Origin of the sequence: Pantoea sp. BS_8, from assembly GCF_041954965.1 — a bacterium.
Taxonomy (GTDB): Bacteria; Pseudomonadota; Gammaproteobacteria; order Enterobacterales; family Enterobacteriaceae; genus Pantoea; species Pantoea stewartii.
Genome location: NZ_JAVAXU010000003.1, coordinates 290,400 through 308,084, shown reverse-complemented (window position 1 = coordinate 308,084; position 17,685 = coordinate 290,400). Strand labels below are relative to the sequence as shown.

Below are 17,685 nucleotides of genomic sequence, written 5' to 3'. Positions count from 1 at the left end.
ATCAGATGCGTTTTCCCTTCTTCCTAAATCAGCTTCTTCACCAGCGCCTCGCTGTGGCGAATATGGCTGGACGCGCGCTCAGGATCGTTCTGTACCAGCGCCATAAAGAGCAGGTCCGTTAACGCCAGCTGGGCGGTAGTCGAGGAGATCGCGGCGCTGCGCGTACTCTGTTCTTCTGCAACGGTGTACAGGCAGTGCGTGGCGCACTGCTGCAAAGTGTTAGGCGTAAAGCCGGTAAAGGCCAGCACGTCCGCGCCCACCCGCACTGCTTCCTGCGCGGCCAGGTTAATCTCACGACGTTCACCCGTGTAAGAGATCGCCAGCAGCACATCGCCGGATGACATGGCCTGTACGCTGGCCAGCAGCGCGTGCATGTCCTGCTCCGCGACGGCATTGATGCCAATCTTCATTAGCTTCCAGGAAAAATCCTTTGCCACCAGGCCGGATGCGCCGATTCCGACCAATAAAATACGGCGTGCGCGCTTAAGCAGCTGCAAGACGGCATTCAGCTTCTCTTCGCTGTTAATATCCAGGGTCGCGCGAATGGCCGACAGCTTTTCTGTCAGTAATTTTTCACCCACAGCCTTAAGGGGATCGTCACTGAGGATCTGATTATGCACGGTGATGGCATCTTTATCGGCCAGCGATTCGCTCAGTGCCAGCTTGAGTGCCGGAAAACCTTTATATCCCAGTTTTTGCGCAAACTTAACGACGCTGGACTGACTGACGCCAGCTTCTTCTGCCAGCTTTTGTGAACTTAAATGCCGTGCCCGATCCGGTTGTGACAGTAAAAAATCCGCCAGCCGGCGTTCGTTCAGCGCCAGTGAAGGATAAAGCTGGCGAATGCGCAGCAATGAACTCATGCTCAGTCCTCATGATGTAGCGGTGCGTCCGCAAGGAATAAATGATTCTAAAAGCATTGTAGCCACTGGAATAAAAAATGACAGTCATCGCCTCGCTGCGCGAAGATGACTACAATAGAGGCTGTTGATGCATATTCGTTAAAAAGGAGAGTTGTTTGACCAACGAGAGACAACGTCGCGTGGTGTTTTTCGACCTTGATGGCACATTGCACCAACAGGATATGTTTGGCACTTTCATGCGCTATTTGCTGCGCCGTAAACCCCTGAATCTGCTACTGGTCGTGCCTTTGCTGCCCGTCGTCGGCGCAGGGCTGCTGTTCAAAGGGCGTGCGGCCCGCTGGCCGATGAGCCTGTTACTCTGGTCAATCACTTTTGGCCGATCTGAAACCACCCTGTTACGACTGGAGGCCGAGTTTGCTCAGTGGTTTCGCCAGCGCGTGAAAGCGTTTCCGGTGGTGCAGAAGCGTCTCAGCGAGTACCTCAGCAGCGATGATGCGGATGTGTGGCTGATTACGGGCTCGCCGCAGTCGCTGGTGGAGCAGGTCTATTACGATTCGGCGTTTCTGCCCAGAGTAAAGTTGATTGCCAGCCAGATGCAGCGCGGCCTGGGGGGGCGCGTGCTGAAATTGCGCTGTCTGGGCCACGAAAAAGTGGTGCAGTTAGAAGAGCAAATCGGCACACCACTGCAACTCTATAGTGGTTACAGCGACAGCAAGCAGGACAACCCGTTATTGTTCTTTTGTCAGCATCGCTGGCGCGTCACGCCGGCAGGTGAATTGCAGCAGTTAGAATAACCTGTACTGAGCTTCGGTTTTGCCGGCATGCCCGGTATAATGCGCCGCTTTTTGCTGCCGGGAGTGGTTCGTGTGACACAAGAACAAGATGAATACTGGATGCGCCGGGCGCTGACGCTGGCGCAACGCGCATGGGATGAGGGCGAGGTGCCGGTAGGCGCCGTCCTGGTTCACGGCGACCGCGTCATTGGCGAAGGCTGGAACCGGCCTATCGGTCAGCATGATCCCACCGCGCACGCAGAGATTATGGCGCTTCGTCAGGGCGGGAAAGTACTGGAAAATTACCGTCTGCTGGATACCACGCTTTATGTGACGCTGGAGCCGTGCGTCATGTGCGCCGGCGCGATGGTGCATAGCCGGATAGGTCGTCTGGTTTATGGCGCGCACGATGTGAAAACCGGCGCAGCCGGTTCGCTGATTGACGTGCTGGGCCATCCGGGGATGAACCATCAGGTAAGGTTAGATCACGGCGTGCTGGAAGACGCGTGCGCGGCGCTGCTGAGCGACTTTTTCCGCATGCGTCGTCAGCAACAAAAAGCGCTGCGACAGGCGCAGCGCGAAAGCTAATTCATTGCCACTTGTGGCGAAACGGCAGGATAGCCTTTGCCCATCTCCGCTTCCAGCGCGGCCTGCTGGGCAAGGCGCTTTTCCTGCTCCTGCAAATAGCCCACCAGGCTAATCTCATATTTACGAATATTTTCCACGTAGTTATACGCTTCCTGGCCCCGCGCGTAGCCGTAGGTCGTTTGCGCGTAATAACGCTTCTGGCTCAGCATCGGCAGGCGCAGTTTCACATCAGCCCAACTGTCCGGGTTGCCACCCTGTTTTGCCGTGAGCTTACGGGCATCCAGCATATGAGCATAACCCATGTTGTAGGCGGCCAGCGCAAACCAGATACGTTCGTCTTCCGGAATGGACTGCGGGACTTTATCCATCATATTTTGCAGATACTGGCTGCCGCCGCGAATACTTTGCTCAGGATCGGTTCGATCGCCCACTTCCACGCTGTCGGCAGTATTGCGCGTCAGCATCATCATGCCGCGCACGCCGGTCGGTGATGTCGCCTGCGGATTCCAGTGTGATTCCTGATAGGAGATAGCGGCCAGCAAACGCCAGTCGATATTACTGGCGTATTTCTCAAATAACGGTTTGATATCAGGCAGAACCGTATCAATCGCACGCAGGAAGGTGCGCGTATCCACATAATCAAAAGTGCCAACGTGCCCGAGGTATTTCTCTTCCAGCCGCGCCATTGCGCCTTCTTCGCCCATGCCATTAAAGAAATCCAGCATGGCTGCGTTCAGGCTGTCGTCGCTTTCGCGGGGCATATACCACGTCACCGGCTCTTCATCCGTGACGTCAAAGGCGACCGCCAGTTGTGGATGGATGCGCTGAAGCAGTGCGATGGTGACGGAATCGCCAATCGTATAATCCAGCTTGCCCTCGGCGACGGCCTCAAGTAGCGCTTTCGGGCTTTGATCGGTCGAGATAGCCCAGTCAAGGTCGGGATAGTGATCCGCTCTGGCGCTCTTGAGTGTAGACAGATAAGCCGATCCGGAGGCAACGACGAGCCGTCCCTTTAAATCGCCCAGGTTTTTCGGGCGAGTTTTATCCACACGATAAACCAACTGCTGGGAAACGCTGTAATAGCTGGGGCCCGTCTGATAGCGGTTCAGTCGCTCATTATTATAGATAAGGCCTGCGGCCAGCAAATCGGCTTTGCCGTCGTCAAGCGCATCAAACAGGTCGCTGATATTCGCGCGCACCGTGATTTCCAGCCTGACGCCCAGATAACGGGCGAAACGCTTCGCCAGCTCGTAATCCATCCCGGCCGGTACTTTATTCACGGTGTAGTAAGTCAACGGTGAGTTTACGGTACTGACCCGTAGCACTCCCCGTGATTTAATCTGTGAAATCGTATCCTGCCCGCTCCCATGCCAGGGAATGGACGGCCACAGTGCCAGTGCTAACAGCACGGTGAGCAGACCGATAAACAGATAATTTAATTTCAGGCGTTTCAAATAGTTATCTCTCGATGGCTCCAAGGCCTCTGTCTTTTAAGGCAGTATTGATTTTGTTTTAACTCCCAGAGCGAGGGGCATTTTGCGCAACAAACTTAGGCAGAGCAACTTATAAAGCAATTTTTGCGCAATTATCAGCCAAATCTTGTTGGCCATAAATTTTGCGCAAACGGTTTCGTCGCGGAGTGGCTTTCTCTATAATACGCCCCGTTTTCCCCCTGTTGCGCCCAATGAAGCGTCGCACCCGGCGTTTCAAAGACGAGAGATCTTATGATGGAAATTCTGCGTGGTTCGCCCGCCCTGTCGGCATTTCGTGTAAACAAACTGCTGGCCCGCTTTCAGGACGCTCATCTGCCGGTGAGTGATATTTACGCTGAGTACGTCCATTTTGCCGATGTCAGCGCGCCGTTGAGTGAGGATGAAAAATCCCGTCTGCAGCGCCTGCTCAAGTACGGTCCTTCTCTCGCTGAACATGCGCCACAAGGGCGTTTGCTGCTGGTCACGCCACGTCCAGGCACCATTTCGCCATGGTCTTCAAAAGCGACAGATATTGCGCATAACTGCGATCTGTCACAGGTCCGTCGACTGGAGCGCGGTCTGGCGTTTTATGTTCAGGCACCCCAGTTGACGGAAACCCAGTGGCAAACGCTGTCAGCGCTGCTGCATGACCGCATGATGGAAACGGTGTACAGCGACCTCCATCAGGCCGAACAACTGTTTGCCCACCACGAACCTCAGCCGGTCAAAAGCGTTGATGTGTTGGGTGAAGGCCGTCAGGCACTGGTTCATGCCAATACATCGCTGGGCCTGGCGCTGGCAGACGACGAAATTGACTACCTTCTGGCAGCCTTTACGAAGCTGGGCCGTAACCCTAACGACATCGAACTCTATATGTTTGCTCAGGCGAACTCCGAGCACTGTCGTCACAAGATTTTTAACGCCGACTGGATTATTGACGGCGAAAAACAGCCGAAATCGCTGTTTAAAATGATTAAGAACACCTTTGAGCAAACGCCGGATTATGTCCTGTCGGCTTATAAAGACAATGCGGCGGTAATGGAAGGCTCTGAAGTAGGACGCTTCTTTGCGGATGCCGAAAACGGGGAATATGGCTACCACCAGGAGGCGGCGCATATTCTGATGAAGGTCGAAACGCATAACCATCCTACGGCGATTTCGCCGTGGCCTGGCGCGGCAACCGGCTCCGGCGGCGAAATTCGTGACGAAGGGGCGACCGGACGGGGCGCGAAGCCGAAAGCCGGTCTGGTCGGCTTCTCGGTGTCGAACCTGCGTATTCCGGGCTTCGAGCAGCCGTGGGAAGAGGATTTTGGCAAGCCCGCGCGCATCGTCAGCGCACTGGACATTATGACTGAAGGCCCTCTGGGCGGCGCGGCGTTTAACAACGAGTTTGGCCGTCCTGCATTGAATGGCTATTTCCGTACCTATGAAGAACAGGTCAACAGCCACAACGGCACCGAACTGCGCGGTTACCACAAGCCGATTATGCTGGCGGGTGGCATCGGGAACATCCGTGCCGATCACGTCCAGAAAGGCGAGATTACTGTCGGGGCAAAGCTGATCGTACTGGGCGGCCCGGCAATGAATATCGGTCTGGGCGGCGGAGCGGCCTCATCTATGGCATCGGGCCAGTCTGACGCTGATCTCGACTTTGCCTCCGTACAGCGTGATAACCCGGAAATGGAACGGCGTTGCCAGGAAGTGATTGACCGCTGCTGGCAGTTAGGCGACGACAACCCGATTCTGTTTATCCACGATGTCGGTGCGGGCGGGCTGTCGAACGCCATGCCTGAGCTGGTCAGCGATGGCGGTCGCGGTGGACGTTTCAACCTGCGTGATATCCTCAGCGATGAGCCAGGGATGAGCCCGCTGGAAGTCTGGTGTAATGAATCGCAAGAGCGTTACGTCATGGCGGTGGCACCCGAAAAGCTGGCTGAATTTGCGGCGATTTGCGAGCGTGAGCGCGCGCCTTTTGCGGTTATCGGTGAAGCCACAGAAGAGCAGCATCTGACGCTCAACGACAGCCACTTTGATAACAGCCCAATTGATATGCCGCTGGATGTGCTGTTGGGGAAAACCCCGAAAATGACACGCGATGTCGTCAAACAGCAGGCGCAGGGCACACCGTTACACCGTGATGGCATCGTCTTAACGGAGGCGGTGAATCGCGTTCTGCACTTACCGACCGTGGCGGAAAAAACCTTTCTGATCACCATCGGCGATCGCAGTGTGACCGGCATGGTGGCACGGGATCAGATGGTAGGACCCTGGCAGATCCCGGTAGCCAACAGTGCGGTCACGACCGCCAGCCTCGACAGCTATCATGGTGAAGCGTTCGCTCTGGGCGAACGCGCGCCGGTGGCGCTGCTCGACTTTGCCGCCTCAGCACGACTGGCTGTTGGTGAAGCGCTGACAAACCTGGCCGCCACGCCCGTGGGGTCATTGAAGCGTGTGAAACTCTCGGCAAACTGGATGTCAGCCGCGGGTCATCCGGGCGAAGATGCGGGCCTGTATGACGCCGTGAAAGCTGTCGGTGAGGAGTTGTGTCCGGCACTGGGCATTACTATCCCGGTGGGTAAAGACTCCATGTCGATGAAAACCCGCTGGCAGGAAGGCACTGAACAACGCGAAATGACGTCGCCGCTGTCGCTGGTGATTACCGCCTTTGCTCGTGTCGAAGATGTTCGTCGCAACGTGACGCCTCAACTGATGGCGGATCAGGACAACCTGCTTCTGCTGATCGATCTGGGTAACGGTGCCAATACCCTGGGCGCAACCGCGCTGGCGCAGGTGTATCGTCAACTGGGCGACAAGCCTGCCGATGTACGTGATGCACAGCAGCTGGCAGGCTTCTTTAATGCGATGCAGGCGCTGGTCAGCCAACAGAAACTATTGGCCTACCATGACCGTTCCGATGGGGGCCTGCTGGTCACGCTGGCAGAAATGGCCTTTACCGGCCACTGCGGTGTAGATGTTGATATCGCGGCGCTGGGCAGTGATGCGCTGGCGGCGCTGTTTACTGAGGAACTGGGCGCAGTCATTCAGATCAAGGCCGCCGATCGTGAAGGTGTCGAGCAGATTCTGGCTCAACATGGACTGGCGCAGTGCAGCCATGTGCTGGGCAGCGCACAGCCGGGCGATCGCTTCGTGATTCGTTCAGGCGGCAGTGCTGTGTACAGCGAAAGTCGCACCACGCTGCGTACCTGGTGGGCGGAAACCACCTGGCAGATGCAGCGTCTGCGTGATAACCCGGCCTGTGCTGATCAGGAACATCAGGCAAAACAGGACGACAACGATCCGGGTCTTAACGTCAGCCTGAACTTCAGGCCGGAAGAGGACGTTGCCGCGCCGATGATTGCGACAGGTGCCCGTCCGCGCGTGGCCGTGCTGCGTGAGCAGGGTGTTAACTCTCATGTGGAAATGGCCGCAGCCTTTGACCGCGCAGGCTTTACCGCCGTGGACGTTCATATGAGCGATCTGCTGGCAGGACGCATCGATCTGGAACGTTTCCAGGCGTTAGTGGCCTGTGGTGGCTTCTCTTACGGTGACGTACTGGGAGCCGGTGAGGGCTGGGCGAAATCTATCCTGTTCAACCCGCGTGTGCGCGATCAGTTCGAAGCCTTCTTCCATCGTCCGCAAACGCTGGCGCTGGGTGTTTGCAACGGTTGCCAGATGATGTCCAACCTGCGCGAGCTGATTCCTGGCAGCGAACTGTGGCCGCGCTTCGTGCGTAATCAGTCTGAGCGCTTTGAAGCGCGCTTCAGCCTGGTTGAAGTGGCCGCCAGCCCGTCATTACTGCTGGATGGCATGGCGGGTTCGCGGATGCCTGTTGCGGTATCACACGGAGAAGGTTTTGTAGAAGTGCGCGATGGTGCTCACCTGGCGGCGCTGGAATCCAAAGGGCTGGTGGCGCTGCGCTTTGTGGACAATAGCGGTAAGGTGACGGAAACCTATCCGGCCAACCCGAACGGTTCGCCAAATGGCATCACTGCCGTGACCAACGAAAGCGGGCGCGTCACCATTATGATGCCGCATCCTGAGCGTGTTTTCCGTACGGTCAGCAACTCCTGGCATCCGGCGGAGTGGGGGGAAGACAGCCCATGGATGCGCATTTTCCGTAACGCGCGCAAACAACTGGGTTAATTGCCGTAAAAAAATGGGGAGGCTAGGTGCCTCCCTTTTTTTATGGGCACGAGATGTTGGCAAAAGGAGACAGCCGTCACCTTTTGATGTCGCTGATTGGTGACATCTATCTCTATGATTTTATTATACGGCAGAGGTACGATGAAAATGTGTTGGCATTTGGCGACACATTTGCCAGACCGGATGGTCTGAACGGGCCGCTTTCACTGCTCGCTTACCTGCAAGAGCCTGAACAGAAAGGGGCTTTTATTGTTGGCATGATCTTTGCTACAATTATCGCGCTGCTCATTCACTTGTTTATGAATGCCACCGCGCTGCGGTCAGAGCTCATAAAGCCCGAATGACGCACCAAACGGAGCCTGCCGTCCACCACACCGATAATCGTATGCATTGCATCGTTATCAAGCATCGGACGTAACGTTGAGTTAGGCTCCACCCATTCTCACGCGCGGCTAAGGCGGCGCGTCTGCGGCGGGCCAGATGGTCTGCCGTTTTCTTTTCTGCCTCTTTCTTCTCCGGGCCGACTCCGCTAGCATCCGGTAAGCGTATCTTTATGGAAGCCGTCGCGTGAAAAAATGGCGTTTTTTCCCCCAATCTCTGCGTCAGCTGGTGCTGATGGCCTTTTTGCTGGTGCTCCTGCCCTTACTGGTACTGGCCTGGCAGGCATGGGAAAGCCTCTCCGCACTCAGCAATCAGGCGGCGGACACTAACCGCAACACCTTTACCGATGTCCGGCGCAGCGAAGCCATGGCACGAACCGCCATTGAGCTGGAGCGCAGCTATCGTCAGTATTGCGTACTGGGTGATGCCTCGCTGGCGAAGCTGTATCAGACGCAGCGGATTCGTTACAGCCAGATGCTCAGCTCCCATGCTGATAATCTGCCCGATTTACCGGCTTTTAAGACGCTACGGGACACGCTGCCGCTGTTGGAAACCCTGCAGTGCCAGAACGGTAATCCGATGGGCAGTGCTGCGCAGGCGCTTGACCGTTTTTCCGCAACCAACGCACAACTGGTGCACGACACGCGGGAGGTGGTATTCGCCCGCGGCTTACAGCTTCAGCGCGAAATCGCCGATCGCGGTCAGTTCTTTGGCTGGCAGGCGCTGATTCTGTTCATTATCAGCCTGACACTCACGCTGCTGTTTACCCGCATGATCATCGGTCCGGTCAAAAGTGTCGAACGGATGATTAACCGCCTTGGCGAAGGGCGGGAACTGGGCAGCAGCATGGTGTTTCGGGGGCCACGGGAATTGCGTTCGCTGGGGCAACGTATTGTCTGGCTGAGCGAGCGGCTGCACTGGCTTGAATCTCAGCGACACGAATTTTTACGCCACCTTTCACACGAACTGAAAACCCCGCTGGCCAGTTTGCGTGAAGGCACGGCGCTTCTGGCGGATGAAGTCGCGGGCGTGCTAAATCCGGAGCAGAAAGAAATCGTCTCCATACTCGATACCAGCAGCCGTCATTTGCAGCACCTGATTGAACAATTGCTCGACTACAACCGCAGGCTCGCTGATGGGCCAATCACGCTTGAGGCGATCAAACTGGACGATATCGTGCATGACGTTGTGAATGCCCACGCCCTTTCGGCGCGTAACAAACAGATGCATGTTGAGATCGATCTGAAGGCCACAGATTGCCTGGCTGAGCCTATGCTATTAATGAGCGTAATTGATAACCTCTACTCTAACGCCGTGAACTATGGCAATGAATCCGGTAACATCTGGCTTCGTAGCCAGCAGCAGGGCGATACAGTCATCATTGAGGTCGCTAACAGCGGTACGCCCATTCCCGAGCATGAGCAGGCAATGATCTTTGAGCCCTTTTTTCAGGGCAGCCATCAGCGCAAAGGGCCGGTTAAAGGCAGTGGGCTGGGGTTAAGTATCGCAAAGGATTGTCTGCGCCGTATGCACGGCAACCTGCAACTGGTCAGCCGCGATGACGCGGATGTTTGTTTTCGCATTGAACTGAATACCACCGCCGGGAAAGTCTGAAGTATGAAATTTTTTGCCGCGATTCTTATAAGCGCACTGAGCACCCTGATGCTCAGCGGCTGTGCCTCCTCACCGGCGACCTCGGCATCCCAGCCCGCACCAAACTCTGTCGCGGTGCCTGAAACGCGCCTGGTGGATTATCTGACAACCCGCTGTAGCGATATCTGGCATATTGAAAACACTGCCGCGCTTGCCAATCCCCTTTACTGGATGCGCAGTATTGACTGCGCCGAACGACTTTCGCCCGCGGAAGCCCGCGCCGAGGCGCACCGCTGGCCAGTAGACAGCTGGTCGCGAGCCTTTAAACAGGGCGTACTCATGGCAAATGGCAACGTAACGCCACTGGAACGGCGCGACTATATCACCGAGCTGGACAGCTACAGTGAGCAGTTCCCGCAAAACCTGCGGGCACTCATCCAGCTCTGGCGCAGTAACCAGGCGGCACAGCTGGATTTAAGTGCGCTACGTTCGCGGTACGTCCATCTGCAGCAGAGCAGCGATGCGCAGACGGATGCGCTGCGTCAGCAGCAGATAAAATTACGGCAGCAGTTAAGCGATACGCAAAGCAAGCTGGAGCGGTTAACCGATATCGAACGCCAGCTTTCGTCGCGCAAAACCTCAGAGATGCCAGAAGGCAGTCATGGAACGGCGTTGCCACAAGAGGAAGAGCAGTAATGATAAAACATGCGGCACATCTGCTGCTGGTGGATGATGATCCCAGCCTGCTGAAACTGTTAGGGATGCGGCTGAGCAGCGAAGGCTATCAGGTGACCACCGCAGCCAGTGGGCCTGACGCGCTTCGGCTGTTGCAGAAAGAGAAAATCGATCTGGTGATAAGCGATTTGCGCATGGATGAGATGGACGGCCTGGCGCTTTTTGGCGAAATCCAGAAACGCCATATGGGCTTGCCGGTCATCATTTTAACCGCACACGGTTCGATTCCAGAGGCCGTCGCGGCAACCCAGCAGGGCGTATTTAGCTTTTTAACCAAACCGGTCGATCGCGATGCGCTTTATAAGGCAATCGATGAAGCGCTCGCGCAGCGCGTCCCGGTCAGCGACGACCGCTGGCGGGAAGCCATCGTAACACGCAATCCTCAGATGCTGCGCTTACTTGAACAGGCGCACATGGTTGCCCAGTCGGATGTCAGCGTGCTGATCAACGGGCAAAGCGGGACGGGTAAAGAGGTGCTGGCGCAGGCTATCCATGCGGCCAGTCCGCGCGCCGACAAGCCGTTCATCGCGATCAACTGTGGTGCCTTGCCCGAGCAGTTGCTGGAATCGGAGTTATTTGGTCACGCGAAAGGTGCCTTTACCGGTGCGGTCAGCGCACGCGACGGCCTGTTTAAAGCGGCCGAAGGCGGGACGCTGTTTCTGGACGAAATCGGCGATATGCCGCCCGCGCTGCAGGTTAAACTGCTGCGGGTCATACAGGAGCGTAAAGTCCGGCCGCTTGGCAGCAACAACGATATTGATATCAATGTGCGGATTATCTCCGCCACGCACCGGGATTTACCGAAAGCGATGGAGAAAAACGAATTCCGTGAAGATCTCTTTTATCGCCTGAACGTCGTTAACCTGAAAATACCGGCGTTGCATCAACGTACCGAGGATATTCCGCTGCTGGCTAATCATCTGCTGCGCCAGGCCGCGGACCGTCACAAACCGCAGGTGCGCAGTTTTTCGGTGGATGCGATGAAGCGCCTGATCTCCGCCAGCTGGCCTGGTAACGTGCGTCAGTTAGTGAATGTGATTGAACAGTGCGTGGCGCTCAGTTCCTCGCCGGTGATTAGCGATGCGCTGGTAGAGCAGGCACTGAGCGGCGAAAACAGCGCATTACCAACCTTTGTCGAGGCGCGTAATCAGTTTGAACTCAATTACCTGCGCAAGCTGTTGCAGATGACCAAAGGAAATGTGACCAACGCGGCGCGTCTGGCTGGACGTAACCGTACTGAATTCTATAAGCTGCTGTCACGTCACGAACTGGACGCCAGTGACTTTAAAGAGTAATTTTCTGCCGCACCAGCCTGCAGCATGGCCAGCGACATTTATACTTAAAAAATCCCTCTGACCACGGAGGGCGCGAGGAAAGGGTCTGACATGAAAAAGATCGATGCAATAATTAAACCATTCAAACTTGATGATGTGCGCGAAGCGCTTGCTGAAGTCGGCATCACCGGGATGACCGTAAGCGAAGTGAAAGGCTTTGGCCGTCAGAAAGGGCACACGGAACTCTACCGTGGGGCAGAGTATATGGTGGACTTTCTGCCGAAGGTAAAAATTGAAATGGTGGTAGGCGATGATATCGTGGACACCTGCGTCGAAACCATCATGCGCACCGCGCAAACCGGCAAAATTGGCGACGGCAAAATCTTCGTTTTCGATGTCGCTCGCGTGGTGCGTATCCGTACCGGTGAAGAAGACGAGGAAGCGATTTAATCGTGTCCTTGTCGAAAGCCCGCCTGTCGCGGGCTTTTTTATTATTACATCACCTTATGCGGACCAAACACCTCATAGTGAATCCTGTCCGCCGTCACGCCGACCGCCAGCAGCTGCTGAATGACGAACTGCATAAAGCCCAGCGGCCCACAAAGATAGAAGTGGGTATTCACCTCCTGCAGACGTGGTGAAACGCTCGCCAGATCCATAAGGCCTTGCGCATAATAACGACCTGCATCACCCTGATTTGGCTCGCGATACCAGATATGTTGGGCAAAATCAGGCAACAGGGCACCGGCTGCGCGCACTTCATCTGCAAAGGCATGCTGCTGGCCGTTTTCAGCGGCATGTAACCAGTTGACCGCTGCCGGGTGCTGCCGGGCAGCCAGCGCATGCAGCATGGCCAGCATCGGCGTTTGCCCTACGCCCGCTGAAATCAACGTGACCGGCGTCGTCGGACTTGCCTGGAGAAAAAAATCCCCGTGTGGAGGCGTCAGCTGAATCTCATCGCCTGCTTTGGCTTGTTGATGCAGCCAGCCTGAGACTCTTCCCCCGGCTTCCTGTTTTACCGCAATTCGGTAGGTCTGCGCATTGCTGACGGTGGTGAGTGAGTACTGACGAATTTGCTGATAACGGAAGCCCGCTGGCTGCAGATGCAGTGACACATACTGCCCCGGCCTGAAGGACGCAATGGGTTTACCATCAACAGGAGCGAGGGTAACGCTTTTGATCACGTCACTTTGTTGCTCAATCGCGCTGATGAAGAAGGCTCTCGTGCCGCGCCAGCCGCCTTGCTGGTGTGCCGATGCCTGATAAAGGGCTTCTTCACGCTGGATAAAGATATCGGCCAGCACTGTGTAGGCGCGTCTCCAGGCGGCGAGCACCGCTTCGCCAGGATTCAGCATGGCGTCGATAGAGGCGAGTAAATACTCACCCACAATTTTATATTGCTCAGGCTGGATCGTCAGGCTGGCGTGCTTTTGGGCAATTTTTTCGACGGCTGGCCGTAGCGCCGTCAGATTGTCCAGATTGGCCCCGTAGGCGCAAATCGCATTAAACAGCGCTTCACGCTGTGCGCCATTGCGCTGGTTAGCCCTGTTAAAGACATGCTTTAACTCTGGATGATGAGAGAGCATCTGACCGTAAAAATGGGCCGTCAGATCGGGGCCGCATGCCGCAATCGCGGGAAGGGTGGATTTCACAATGTGAATCGTCTGGGCATCAAGCATGGGAATACCTTACTTAAAGTTGCATTTTAAATGCATCTTATAGCCGGGTGTTTTGTTCTGTAAATAGCGTTGTGGTTTACAGGAAGACTGAGCGGCAAATTTTCAGACGGAGAAATGGAAAATTTCCGTTACAGGGTGCGGGGAAAAACAGCGGGAAACCGCTTGCAAAGCGAGCCAAAAACACATCGCCAATGCGAAGCCAAACGTTTGCGTAAAAAGAGGGGATTGGCCCTACCGTCCCCTGGTAAAAGGGTTTACACTGTCTGCCTTCGCCCTTTGGGGGCGTAATTTGCCGATTTAAAGATAGCCAGTCAGGAGATGCGGATGTTAAAGCGTGAAATGAACATTGCCGATTATGATGCCGAGTTGTGGCAGGCGATGGAGCAAGAGAAAGTGCGTCAGGAAGAGCACATTGAACTGATTGCTTCTGAAAACTACACCAGCCCGCGTGTAATGCAGGCGCAAGGTTCACAGCTCACCAATAAATATGCTGAAGGCTATCCTGGCAAACGTTATTACGGCGGCTGCGAGTATGTAGATATTGTTGAGCAGTTGGCTATCGATCGTGCGAAAGCGCTGTTTGGTGCAGATTATGCCAACGTACAGCCGCACTCAGGTTCACAGGCTAACTTTGCTGTGTTTACCGCCCTGCTGCAGCCAGGCGATACCATTCTGGGTATGAACCTCGCGCACGGTGGTCATCTGACGCACGGTTCGCCTGTTAACCTGTCGGGCAAACTCTACAATGTCGTGCCTTATGGTATCGATGAAACCGGTAAAATTGACTACAACGAACTGGCTGAGCTGGCAAAAACGCACCAGCCTAAGATGATCATTGGCGGTTTCTCTGCGTATTCGGGTATTTGCGACTGGGCCAAAATGCGCGAAATCGCAGACAGCGTTGGTGCCTGGTTGTTTGTGGATATGGCGCACGTTGCGGGTCTGATTGCGGCTGACGTTTACCCGAACCCTTTACCGCACGCGCACGTTGTGACTTCTACAACCCACAAAACGCTGGCCGGTCCGCGTGGCGGCATCATTCTGGCGAAAGGTGGCGACGAAGAACTGTACAAAAAGCTTAACTCTGCGGTTTTCCCTGGCGGCCAGGGCGGCCCGCTGATGCACGTCATTGCGGGTAAAGCCGTGGCGTTCAAAGAAGCGATGGAACCCGAGTTCAAAACCTACCAGCAGCAGGTGGCAAAAAACGCGAAAGCGATGGTCGAGGTCTTACTGGAACGCGGTTATAACATCGTGTCAGGCGGCACTTACAACCACCTGTTCCTGATTGATCTGGTGAGCAAAAACCTGACCGGTAAAGAAGCGGATGCGGCACTGGGCCGTGCCAATATCACCGTGAACAAAAACAGCGTGCCGAACGATCCGAAAAGCCCGTTTGTCACCTCCGGTGTACGTATCGGTACCCCAGCGGTCACGCGTCGTGGCTTTAAAGAAGCGGACGTGCGTGAACTGGCCGGCTGGATTGCTGACGTGCTGGACGATGTGAACGACGAAGCCACGATTGAACGCACGAAGCAAAAAGTGCTGGATATCTGTGCGCGCTTACCGGTTTACGCCTGATCCCGTCAGGTGAGTCAACGGTTGAAAAAGGATGGCCCCGGCCATCCTTTTTTATTGCCCGTCTCACGTGGCTCTGACAAAGTATCGACCTCTTAACACGACCGGTCACACTATTGCTGGAGGGAACATGGCAATCGGCTCCGCCAGATGGCTTGGATTAAGCTATTTCACCTACTTTTTTTGTTACGGTATTTACCTGCCTTTCTGGGGCGTCTGGCTAAAAGGCGTGGGACTGAACCCCGAACAAATTGGCCTGCTGCTTGGCTGCGGCATGGTGGCGCGTTTTGTAGGCAGTTTGTTCATCGCCTCGCAGGTTAAACATCCTTCTCAACTGATTACGGCGTTGCGGCTGCTGGCGCTGCTGACCTGTCTTTTTGCCGTGGGATACTGGACTGGACAACAGTGGTTGTGGCTGCTGTTAGTGATGACCGGCTTTAATCTGTTTTTCTCCCCGCTGGTGCCTTTAAGTGACGCGCTGGCGGCGACCTGGACGCAACAAATTGGTCTGGCCTACGGGCCGGTGCGCCTCTGGGGTTCTCTGGCCTTCGTCATCAGTTCGTCGTTGACCGGTATGCTGGTGACAGCTTTTTCATCCCAGGCGATTTTAATGCTACTGTCAGCGGGCGTCATAAGTATGCTGGCGGGTATGTTGCTGACGCCGCAAACACACCCTCAGGGCAGCGAACGCAAGAGCAACGTCAGCGGTGGCTGGCAGGCCTGGCGCGATCTGATAAGGGAAAACGCGGTCTGGCGTTTCATGGTGTGCGTCACCCTGCTGCAGGGAGCGCATGCGGCCTATTACGGCTTCAGCGCGATCTGGTGGCAGGAAAGTGGCTATTCCGCCTCGCGCATTGGTTATCTGTGGTCGCTTGGCGTGGTGGCAGAAATTGTGATCTTTGCGCTGAGTCACCGTCTGTTTCACCGCTGGCAGGCGCGGGATTTACTGCTGCTGTCCGGCGTTTGCGCGTTAATTCGCTGGAGCCTGCTGGGGGCCAGCACGGCACTGCCGGTGTTGATTGTGGCGCAAATTCTCCACTGCGGTACGTTTACGGTCTGCCATCTTGCAGCCATGCGTTTCATTGCTTCACGGCAGGGTGCGGAGGTGATTCGGTTGCAGTCGCTCTATTCGGCGCTGGCGATGGGCGGCGGTATCGCCGTGATGACGATGATTTGTGGCGTGCTGTTTACCCATCTTCATGGACAGCTGTTTTGGGTGATGGCGCTGGTGGCGCTGCCTGCGCTGTTTCTTCGCCCGCGTCAGGACTCCAGCAAATAACGAATGCGTTGCTGATGATATTCGGTCAACGGCAATTCTGCATGGATCAGCGGGGGCGAAAACAGCGGCAGGGAGGTGACATAAGGCGAGATGATCAAATCAACTTCGCGCGGCGCGCCGTCGCGCTGAAAGTCATCCACATGCTGATAGGTGATATTAACGGGTAATAAGGTGATTTCCCGGATCTGCTGCTCAACGTCCTGTTCCAGCGCCGGATCGTCACCCGTCAGGAGCAGCACCTGTTTTTCCTGAAGGGCGCTGCTCTGCATCAGCCATGCACCAAAAATAATGGTTATCAGACTGACTTCTTCCGGTTTAAAACAAATCGCGTATTCCTGCTCAAACGTCACCAGCGCCTGCTGAGTGGTTCGCAGCAGGCGCGGATAAAGCCTGGTTACGTCTTGTGCCACACTGTCATCAATGCCAATAGTAAAGTAAGTGCGATCCAGCGCCTGCGCCAGGTGCGTATACAGTTGCTGCTGGAGTTCGGCACGTTCAGGAAAAGGGGTGCCTGACGAAGCCTCGAAGTCATCGATCAGCTGATGCGTGGCGCGCATGAGCCGCTGTTCACTGGCGTGACGGATGGCGTCCGGATGCGGCGCGTGGATGAGGCTGAACAGTAATGTCCAGAAGTCGGTTTCACTCGCATCCGGTGCGAGATGGCACCGTTTTTTCCAGTGACGAATGACATCAGTGGCCGCGCGGCGCTCCGCCTTCATCGCCAGCCAGGCCTGCTGTTGTGCAGTAAAGAGGGCAGGCTGGCGCTGGCACAGGCCGTATTTCATAAATATTTGTAAAAAGAGTTGATCGCGTGTACTGAAAGGGCGATCAAGGCACAGGCTGCAGTGCTGGATGAGTGCCTGTAGATTGGTTTCATCGTAGAGCGCCTTCTCAATTTTCATTTGCTTAAGGCGCTGGCGAAGCGGTGTCGCAAAATGCTCACAGACAAACGTCTGCGACAGACGCAAACTGCGCCGCAGGTTATGTATAAGACAAATTCGTCTGTCCAGCTCTGTACCATGAATGCGCAAGCTGCCATCCACCATTTGGTGAAGTTCCAGTTGATGATAGCGCTGTATCTCATCACCCACGGCGGCAATATCTTGCCTGGCGGTGGCAGCATCCACGCCGTTAAGCAGGCTTAACCGCGTGAGCGTCAGCACGGGAGTGGGCAGAAACAGCAATAACAACAGGTGGCAGCGGCGCTGAGAAACGGTGAAGAGTGGTGCTGAAGATGTAGCAGAACTCATCAATCAATATTCCCGCTGGCTATTTTTAGCTAAGAATAGTCAACTGCCCTGACCGGTGAATGGTTTACCCGGTTTTTTGT

14 protein-coding genes are annotated in these 17,685 nt (G+C 55.5%); 10 read left to right on the top strand and 4 right to left on the bottom strand.

The window, feature by feature from the left end; all coding sequences use genetic code 11:
* Positions 1 to 23: 23 nt before the first annotated feature.
* Entirely contained in the window at positions 24 to 863 is an 840-nt protein-coding gene (locus tag RAC65_RS10280; RefSeq protein ID WP_006120655.1) for a MurR/RpiR family transcriptional regulator, read from the bottom strand.
* Positions 864 to 1,018: 155 nt separating this feature from the next.
* Here RAC65_RS10280 and yfhb point away from each other — a divergent pair, with 155 nt between their 5' ends.
* Positions 1,019 to 1,657: a phosphatidylglycerophosphatase C gene (gene yfhb / locus RAC65_RS10275; RefSeq protein ID WP_006120654.1), complete on the top strand. Its 639-nt coding sequence runs from the start codon at positions 1,019 to 1,021 to the stop codon at positions 1,655 to 1,657.
* A 72-nt stretch (positions 1,658 to 1,729) separates the two neighbouring features.
* On the top strand, positions 1,730 to 2,224 hold the full coding sequence (gene tadA / locus RAC65_RS10270; RefSeq protein WP_006120653.1) for a tRNA adenosine(34) deaminase TadA: 495 nt from the start codon (positions 1,730 to 1,732) through the stop codon (positions 2,222 to 2,224).
* Here the strand turns inward: tadA and mltF are convergent.
* Complete coding sequence (gene mltF / locus RAC65_RS10265) at positions 2,221 to 3,678, bottom strand: membrane-bound lytic murein transglycosylase MltF (RefSeq protein ID WP_375096663.1); 1,458 nt, start codon at positions 3,676 to 3,678, stop codon at positions 2,221 to 2,223. The two genes, tadA and mltF, sit on opposite strands and share 4 nt — an antisense overlap.
* Positions 3,679 to 3,948: 270 nt before the next feature.
* On the opposite strand from mltF, the gene purL reads away from it, so the two are divergent.
* The 6 genes from purL to glnB all read left to right on the top strand — a co-directional run bounded on the left by purL (position 3,949) and on the right by glnB (position 12,272).
* Entirely contained in the window at positions 3,949 to 7,839 is a 3,891-nt protein-coding gene (purL, locus tag RAC65_RS10260) for a phosphoribosylformylglycinamidine synthase (RefSeq protein WP_375096662.1), read from the top strand.
* Between the two features lie 26 nt (positions 7,840 to 7,865).
* Positions 7,866 to 8,183: a hypothetical protein gene (locus tag RAC65_RS10255; RefSeq protein ID WP_375096661.1), complete on the top strand. Its 318-nt coding sequence runs from the start codon at positions 7,866 to 7,868 to the stop codon at positions 8,181 to 8,183.
* A 223-nt stretch (positions 8,184 to 8,406) separates the two neighbouring features.
* Positions 8,407 to 9,834 (top strand): HAMP domain-containing sensor histidine kinase, encoded by a 1,428-nt coding sequence (locus RAC65_RS10250; RefSeq protein ID WP_006120650.1) that lies wholly within the window; start codon positions 8,407 to 8,409, stop codon positions 9,832 to 9,834.
* 3 nt (positions 9,835 to 9,837) lie between these two features.
* On the top strand, positions 9,838 to 10,509 hold the full coding sequence (gene qseG, locus RAC65_RS10245) for a two-component system QseEF-associated lipoprotein QseG (RefSeq protein WP_033740913.1): 672 nt from the start codon (positions 9,838 to 9,840) through the stop codon (positions 10,507 to 10,509).
* A complete protein-coding gene (gene glrR, locus RAC65_RS10240) occupies positions 10,509 to 11,843 on the top strand; it encodes a two-component system response regulator GlrR (RefSeq protein WP_006120648.1) in 1,335 nt (444 codons plus the stop codon). Before qseG ends, glrR begins: the two co-directional genes overlap by 1 nt.
* Positions 11,844 to 11,933: 90 nt before the next feature.
* The gene (gene glnB, locus RAC65_RS10235) at positions 11,934 to 12,272 is read left to right on the top strand and encodes a nitrogen regulatory protein P-II (RefSeq protein WP_003848647.1); all 339 of its coding nucleotides are present in this window, start codon (positions 11,934 to 11,936) and stop codon (positions 12,270 to 12,272) included.
* 44 nt (positions 12,273 to 12,316) lie between these two features.
* Here the strand turns inward: glnB and hmpA are convergent, their stop codons facing one another.
* Positions 12,317 to 13,501, bottom strand: a complete 1,185-nt coding sequence (hmpA, locus tag RAC65_RS10230; RefSeq protein ID WP_375096660.1) for an NO-inducible flavohemoprotein — start codon at positions 13,499 to 13,501, stop codon at positions 12,317 to 12,319.
* Between the two features lie 324 nt (positions 13,502 to 13,825).
* Between hmpA and glyA the strand changes: the two genes are divergently transcribed.
* Positions 13,826 to 15,079, top strand: coding sequence for a serine hydroxymethyltransferase (gene glyA, locus RAC65_RS10225; RefSeq protein WP_033740908.1), 1,254 nt, complete (start codon positions 13,826 to 13,828; stop codon positions 15,077 to 15,079).
* A 127-nt stretch (positions 15,080 to 15,206) separates the two neighbouring features.
* The gene (locus RAC65_RS10220; protein ID WP_006120644.1) at positions 15,207 to 16,355 is read left to right on the top strand and encodes a 3-phenylpropionate MFS transporter; all 1,149 of its coding nucleotides are present in this window, start codon (positions 15,207 to 15,209) and stop codon (positions 16,353 to 16,355) included.
* On the opposite strand, the gene csiE is transcribed toward RAC65_RS10220, so the two are convergent.
* Positions 16,337 to 17,605 carry a stationary phase inducible protein CsiE gene (gene csiE / locus RAC65_RS10215; protein WP_375096659.1) on the bottom strand — a complete coding sequence of 423 codons (1,269 nt, stop codon included), beginning with the start codon at positions 17,603 to 17,605 and terminating at the stop codon, positions 16,337 to 16,339. The genes RAC65_RS10220 and csiE overlap by 19 nt on opposite strands.
* Positions 17,606 to 17,685 lie beyond the last annotated feature (80 nt).